This window comes from Halomonas sp., from assembly GCF_031581305.1.
In the GTDB taxonomy this organism is placed as follows: domain Bacteria; phylum Pseudomonadota; class Gammaproteobacteria; order Pseudomonadales; family Halomonadaceae; genus Halomonas.
Genome location: NZ_JAVLBC010000183.1, coordinates 1 through 6,486 on the forward strand (window position 1 = coordinate 1; position 6,486 = coordinate 6,486).

Sequence of the window (6,486 nt, forward strand, 5' to 3'; positions counted from 1 at the left end):
CCCTCCGTGGCGGACACCGTCGCCATTCTGCGCGGCATCGCCCCCAAGTACGAGGCCCACCACCAGGTGACCATCTCCGACGGCGCCCTGGTGGCGGCCGCCACCCTGTCCGACCGCTACATCACCGACCGCCAGCTGCCCGACAAGGCGATCGACCTGATCGACGAGGCCTCCTCGCGCATTCGCATGGAGCTCGACTCCAAGCCCGAGGAGATGGACCGCCTCGACCGCCGGCTGATCCAGCTGAAGATGGAACGCGAACACCTCAAGAAGGAGACCGACGAGGCCTCGAAGAAGCGTCTCGCGAGCCTTCAGGAGGAGATCGATGAGCTGGAGCGGGAGTACGCTGACCTCGACGAAATCTGGAAGGCCGAGAAGGCCAGCATCCAGGGCGCGGGACAGTTCAAGGAGGAGCTCGAGCGTGCCCGCATCGACCTGGAGCAGGCGCGCCGCCAGGGGGATCTCGGCCGTATGTCGGAGCTGCAGTACGGCGTGATACCCGAGCTGGAGAAGAATATTGCCGAGTCCAGCGAGGCTGAGGCCGACACCTCGAGCCACAAGCTGCTTCGCTCCAATGTCACCGAGGAGGAGATCGCCGAGGTGGTCTCGCGCTGGACCGGTATCCCGGTAGCCAAGATGCTCGAGGGCGAGCGCGACAAGCTGTTGCGCATGGAAGAGGCGCTGCACGAGCGGGTGATCGGCCAGCACGAGGCGGTCACCGCCGTGGCCAACGCCGTGCGCCGCTCGCGTGCCGGCCTTGCCGACCCCAACCGGCCCAACGGCTCCTTCCTGTTCCTCGGCCCGACCGGGGTGGGCAAGACGGAGCTCTGCAAGTCGCTGGCCAACTTCCTCTTCGATACCGAGGAGTCGATGGTGCGCATCGACATGTCGGAGTTCATGGAGAAGCACTCCGTGGCGCGGCTGATCGGCGCCCCCCCTGGCTATGTCGGCTACGAGGAGGGCGGCTACCTGACCGAGGCGGTGCGCCGCAAGCCTTACTCGGTGCTGCTGCTCGACGAAGTGGAGAAGGCCCATGCCGATGTGTTCAACATCCTGCTGCAGGTGCTGGAGGATGGCCGCCTGACCGATGGCCAGGGCCGCACCGTGGACTTCCGCAACACCGTGATCGTGATGACCTCCAACATGGGCTCGGACATCATCCAGCGCATGGGCGGCGACGAGGCGGACTACGCCCAGATGAAAGAGATGGTGATGGCGGTGGTGGGCGACCACTTCCGTCCGGAGCTGATCAACCGCATCGACGAGGTGGTGGTCTTCCACGCCCTCGGCCAGGTGCAGATCCAGGCCATCGCCGAGATCCAGCTCGACCGGTTGCGTGGGCGGCTCGCGGAGTACGACCTGCGCCTCGAGGTCAGCGAGGCGGCGCTGGGCCTGCTGGCCGAGGCGGGCTTCGACCCGGTGTACGGTGCCCGGCCGCTCAAGCGGGCGATCCAGAGCCGCATCGAGAACCCGCTGGCCCAGGACCTGCTGGCCGGGAAGTTCTCGCCGGGCGACCTCATCCATGTGGAGGCGGAAGGCGACCAGCTGGTGTTCCAGAGCTGAGGCCGCACGCCGTAAAGCCGCATCACACTTTGCCACAAAGCGTTACCTTGCCGCCCGGGGGATCGGGCGGCGACGGTCTACACTGAAATGCAGGTTGCGTCCTGTAACCCCTTGCCCGTCCCTCCCCGTGAGTGGGCGGGCTCTTTTATGGAGTTCTTCGCACTCTGGAGTTAATGAGGCGAAGCCCCCCCCCCTTTTGGGAGCGACGGTTCGGCGCTCCGACTTCAGATCGCGAAAGGAGGCCGGAGGCCTCCCCGGCATTAGGCACTCAGTTCGGGGCGCCTGTCGGCGTCATTCGCGCAATGAATTGCGCTCCTACAGGGAGCTATCGGTGTCTTCATGCTGAAATGCGATGTCCCCGCTTTTATGGTGGCCAGTGGTAATGGCCAGAGCGACAATCCGTCTTGCCGGATGGCTCATCATGAGCTACCCACGCTGTTTCCGTGGTTGACACGTCCACAGTGCTAATGGAATCTTGAGGCTTCCTGATACGGGCGCGGACTCCAGCGGGCAATCCCCCATTCCCGCGCGAAGGGTAGGCCAAGCGCCTCTACCCGCCGAAGGACTTCCGGCTCCGGGCCAACCGCCCGAGTCGGCCAACGCCCCCGACGCGGCAAACCGCCGTGAAGGGAACTGGTGATTTATGTCGCGAGCGATGAGAGGTCGAGCGTCGCCGGAATGGAGCAGCCGGAGTTTACACGTCAGTAAATGAGGACTGTGAGTACCACCGACGGTCGAGATATCGAGCGCAGCAATAAATCAGCGTTCCCGCATGAGAGTGCAGGCCCCAACAGGGCTAATTGCCAGGGTTTGGCATCAGGTGCCGGCACGGCCGGCAGCGGCATACCGCCGCACTCGACTTCGTGTCCACAGGGTGGGCGCGGATCGCACTCGAGACCTCCAGGGGAGATACATCTGTGGAACTGCTTTCCGGCGCAGACATGATTGCCCGCTTCCTCCAGGATGAGGGCGTCGAATACATCTATGGGTATCCCGGGGGGGCGGCGCTGCATATCTATGACGCGCTGTTCCGTCAGGACAAGGTCAAGCACATCCTGGTGCGCCATGAACAGGCCGCCACCCACGCCGCCGATGGCTACGCCCGAGCCTCCGGCAAGCCCGGCACGGTGCTGGTGACCTCCGGCCCCGGGGCGACCAATGCCGTCACCGGTATCGCCACCGCCTACATGGACTCGATTCCCATGGTGGTGCTGTGCGGCCAGGTGATGAGCCACCTGATCGGTGACGACGCCTTCCAGGAGACCGACATTGTCGGCGTGACCCGCCCGATCGTGAAGCACAGCTTCGCGATCCGGCACCCGACCGAGATTCCCGAAGTCCTCAAGAAGGCCTACTACCTGGCCGCGACCGGGCGTCCCGGCCCGGTGGTGGTGGACATTCCCAAGGACATGACCGCCCCCACCGAGCGCTACGAGTACGTCTATCCGAAAAAGGTGAAGATGCGCTCGTACAACCCGGTCACGCGTGGTCACACCGGACAGATCAAGAAGGCCGTGGAGCTGATGCTCAAGGCTCGGCGCCCGGTCTTCTACACCGGCGGGGGCGTGGTCACCGGCCACGCCAGCGAGGGGCTGACCGACCTGGTCCAGCGACTGGGCTACCCCATCACCACCACCCTGATGGGCATCGGCTCCTACCCGCAGAGTGATCGGCAGTGCCTGGGCTGGCTGGGCATGCATGGCTCCTATGAGTCGAACATGGCCATGCACCATGCCGACCTGATCATTGCCATCGGCGCGCGCTTCGACGACCGTGTCACCAACAATACCTCGAAGTTCTGCCCCACCGCCAAGATCGTCCATGTGGACATCGACCCAAGCTCGATTTCCAAGACCGTGCGGGCGGATGTGCCCATCGTCGGCCCGGCCGGCAGTGTGATCAACGAGATGATCAGCCTGGTGCAGGGCAAGGGAATCGCCAACCCCGAGGCGCTGGCTGACTGGTGGAAGCAGATCGAAGGCTGGCGGGAAGAGCGCGTGGACAAGCTCTATGAGCCCTCGAAGCCTGGCGAGCCGATCAAACCCCAGGAGGTGATCGAGGCGCTGTGCAGGGTGACCCGCGGCGAGGCCTTCGTGACCACCGATGTGGGCCAGCACCAGATGTTCGCGGCCCAGTACTACAAGTTCGACAAGCCCAATCGCTTCATCACTTCCGGGGGGCTGGGTACCATGGGCTTCGGCTTCCCGGCGGCCATGGGCATCAAGCACAACTTCCCGGAGGAGCAGGTGATCTGCGTCACCGGCGAGGGCAGCTTCCAGATGATGATGCAGGAGCTGTCGACCTGTAAGCAGTTCGGTGGCGGGGTGAAGATCGTCAACCTCAACAATGCCTCGCTGGGCATGGTGCGCCAGTGGCAGGACCTCAACTACAAGTCCCGCCATGCGCACTCCTACATGGAATCGCTGCCCGACTTCCAGCAGTTGATCGGCGCATATGGCTTCACCGCGCTGCGGGTGGAGACACTGGCGGATCTCGAGCCGGCACTGGAACGCGCCTTTGCCGACACGCACGAGCTGGTGTTCCTCGATGTTCTCGTCGACCCGCACGAGCACGTCTATCCGATGCAGGTGCCCCTGGGCGCCATGCGTGACATGCTGCTTTCCAAGACGGAGCGGACCTGATGCGCCATATCATCTCGATTCTGATGGAAAACGAACCGGGCGCCCTGTCACGCGTGGTGGGGCTGTTCTCGCAGCGCAACTTCAACATCGAAACGCTGAACGTGGCGCCCACCGAGGACCCGAGCCTGTCGCGGTTGACCGTGACCACCGTGGGCGATGACCGGGTGATCGAGCAGATCACCAAGCACCTCAACAAGCTGATCGACGTGGTCAAGCTGGTGGACCTGACCGAGGGCAACCACATCGAGCGAGAGCTGATGCTGGTCAAGGTCAAGGCACTGGGTGCGGCCCGCGATGAGGTCAAGCGCACTGTGGATATCTTCCGCGCGCAGGTCGTCGACGTGACGCCGAGCCTCTACACGGTGCAGATCACCGGCGATGCGGGCAAGCTGGATGCTTTCCTGCAGGCCATGGCGCCAGTGGGCATCCTCGAGGTGGCGCGTACCGGGGTATCCGGTATCGCCCGCGGCGATAAAGTGTTGTCTCTGTAGGATAGCCAACTGCTGGATCGAAAAGGCCGCCCCTCGGGGCGGCCTTCGTGTGTCTGGGGCGGTGGTTCAGCGTTCCGCGACCTCGTCCCAAAGGGCGGCAATCAGCGGGCTCTTGAGGCGGCGCTCCAGCACGCAGAGCCCGACGTCATAGTGGGGCAGCTCCGGCTTGACCGGCAGGATCCTGACCCGCTCCGCCAGGGGGCTGGTCTCGAGCACGATGCGCGGTACCACGCCGACGCCGAATCCCAGCCCTACCATGCTGACGATGGCCTCGTGGCCGGTTACCTGGGCATAGATTCGCGGAGCCACGCCCAGCGCCCGGAACCAGGTGTCGCTGTACTGGCGCGACAGGCCGGCCTCGGAGAGGATCATCGGCACGTCGCGCCACTGCTCGGCGGAGGGTGACGCGGGGGTGGTGGGGATCCAATCATGGGCCTCGTGGGGCGCGATGAACACCAGCGGCGAGCGGGTCAGCGACTTGAAGGCCAGGGCATCGGGGGCCTGACGCGGCCGCGGGGTGATCGCCATGTCCTCGTTGCCGGCCAGCACACGGGGCAGGGACTGGGCCGGGTCCCCGGTGTGCAGCTTGAGCTCGATGCCGGGGTGCCGGGTGCGGAATTCGCTGAGCAGCTCGTAGAGGAAGCTGTAGCTGGCGGTCACCGAGCAGTAGATGCTGATCTCGCCGGTGAGAGTGCGTGCCTCGCGCATCAGAGACTGACGTAGCCGTTCCCACTCTTCCAGAGTGTCGCGGGCATAGGTCTGGAAGCTGCGGCCCTGGCGGGTCAGTACCACATGCCGGTTGTCACGTTCGAAGAGCCGCACGCCCAGGCTCTCCTCGAGCTGACGGATGGTGCGTGAGAGCGTCGAGGGGCTGACGTGGCAGGCCTCGCTGGCACGGCCGAAATGCAGGGTCTCGGCCAGGGCGAGGAAGTGCTTGAGGGGGCGCATGTCCATGCCGGCATTATTGCATATCTTGGCATGTGGCATTGCAAATATCGCGTTTTACGCAACGCGAGGGCTGGCGTAAGGTGACCCCATCGGCTGCAACGAATCCCAGCGCCGCGGCAGACGGCGCGGGTGGCCATCAACGCTGACCTCAATTCCACGCTATTACGTTCAGGAGACCCCCTATGCGCGTCTACTACGACAAGGACTGCGACCTCTCCCTCATCCAGGGCAAGAAGGTGGCCATCGTGGGCTATGGTTCACAGGGCCATGCCCACGCCAACAACCTCAAGGAGTCCGGCGTCGACGTCACCGTCGCCCTGCGCGAAGGCTCCTCCTCCGCGGCCAAGGCCGAGGCCGCCGGCCTCAAGGTCGCCTCCGTGGAGGAAGCCAGCAAGAACGCTGACGTGGTGATGATCCTGGCGCCTGACGAGAACCAGAAGGCGATCTACGAGAACCAGGTGGAGCCCAACCTGGCGCAGGGCGCGACCCTGGCCTTCGCCCACGGCTTCAACATCCACTACAACCAGATCGAGCCGCGCAAGGACCTGGACGTGGTGATGATCGCGCCCAAGGCGCCGGGCCACACGGTGCGCTCCGAGTTCGTGCGCGGCGGCGGCATCCCGGACCTGATCGCTATCCACCAGGACGCCACCGGCAACGCCAAGGAGCTGTCGCTCTCCTACGCGGCGGCCATCGGCGGCGGACGCAGCGGTATCATCGAGACCACCTTCAAGGACGAGACCGAGACTGACCTGTTCGGCGAGCAGACCGTGCTGTGCGGCGGTGCCGTGGAGCTGGTCAAGGCCGGCTTCGAGACCCTCACCGAGGCGGGCTATGCGCCG

5 protein-coding genes are annotated in these 6,486 nt (G+C 64.8%); 4 read left to right on the forward strand and 1 reads right to left on the reverse strand.

The annotated features are described in order from the left end of the window. From RI841_RS13350 to ilvN, 3 genes are all read left to right on the forward strand, one after another. The coding region (locus RI841_RS13350; protein ID WP_310706114.1) for an AAA family ATPase at nucleotides 1–1,563 on the forward strand (1,563 nt) is incomplete at its 5' end. Nucleotides 1,564–2,480: 917 nt separating this feature from the next. Continuing rightward, entirely contained in the window at nucleotides 2,481–4,205 is a 1,725-nt protein-coding gene (locus tag RI841_RS13355; RefSeq protein WP_310706115.1) for an acetolactate synthase 3 large subunit, read from the forward strand. Beyond that, nucleotides 4,205–4,696: an acetolactate synthase small subunit gene (ilvN, locus tag RI841_RS13360; RefSeq protein ID WP_310706116.1), complete on the forward strand. Its 492-nt coding sequence runs from the start codon at nucleotides 4,205–4,207 to the stop codon at nucleotides 4,694–4,696. The genes RI841_RS13355 and ilvN overlap by 1 nt, the downstream gene beginning before the upstream one ends. 66 nt (nucleotides 4,697–4,762) lie before the next feature. Here ilvN and ilvY read toward each other — a convergent pair whose 3' ends face one another. Continuing rightward, the gene (gene ilvY / locus RI841_RS13365; protein WP_310706119.1) at nucleotides 4,763–5,650 is read right to left on the reverse strand and encodes an HTH-type transcriptional activator IlvY; all 888 of its coding nucleotides are present in this window, start codon (nucleotides 5,648–5,650) and stop codon (nucleotides 4,763–4,765) included. A gap of 176 nt (nucleotides 5,651–5,826) precedes the next feature. On the opposite strand from ilvY, the gene ilvC reads away from it, so the two are divergent. Next, nucleotides 5,827–6,486, forward strand: a 660-nt coding sequence (gene ilvC, locus RI841_RS13370) for a ketol-acid reductoisomerase (RefSeq protein WP_310706118.1), incomplete at its 3' end; no start/stop codon positions are given.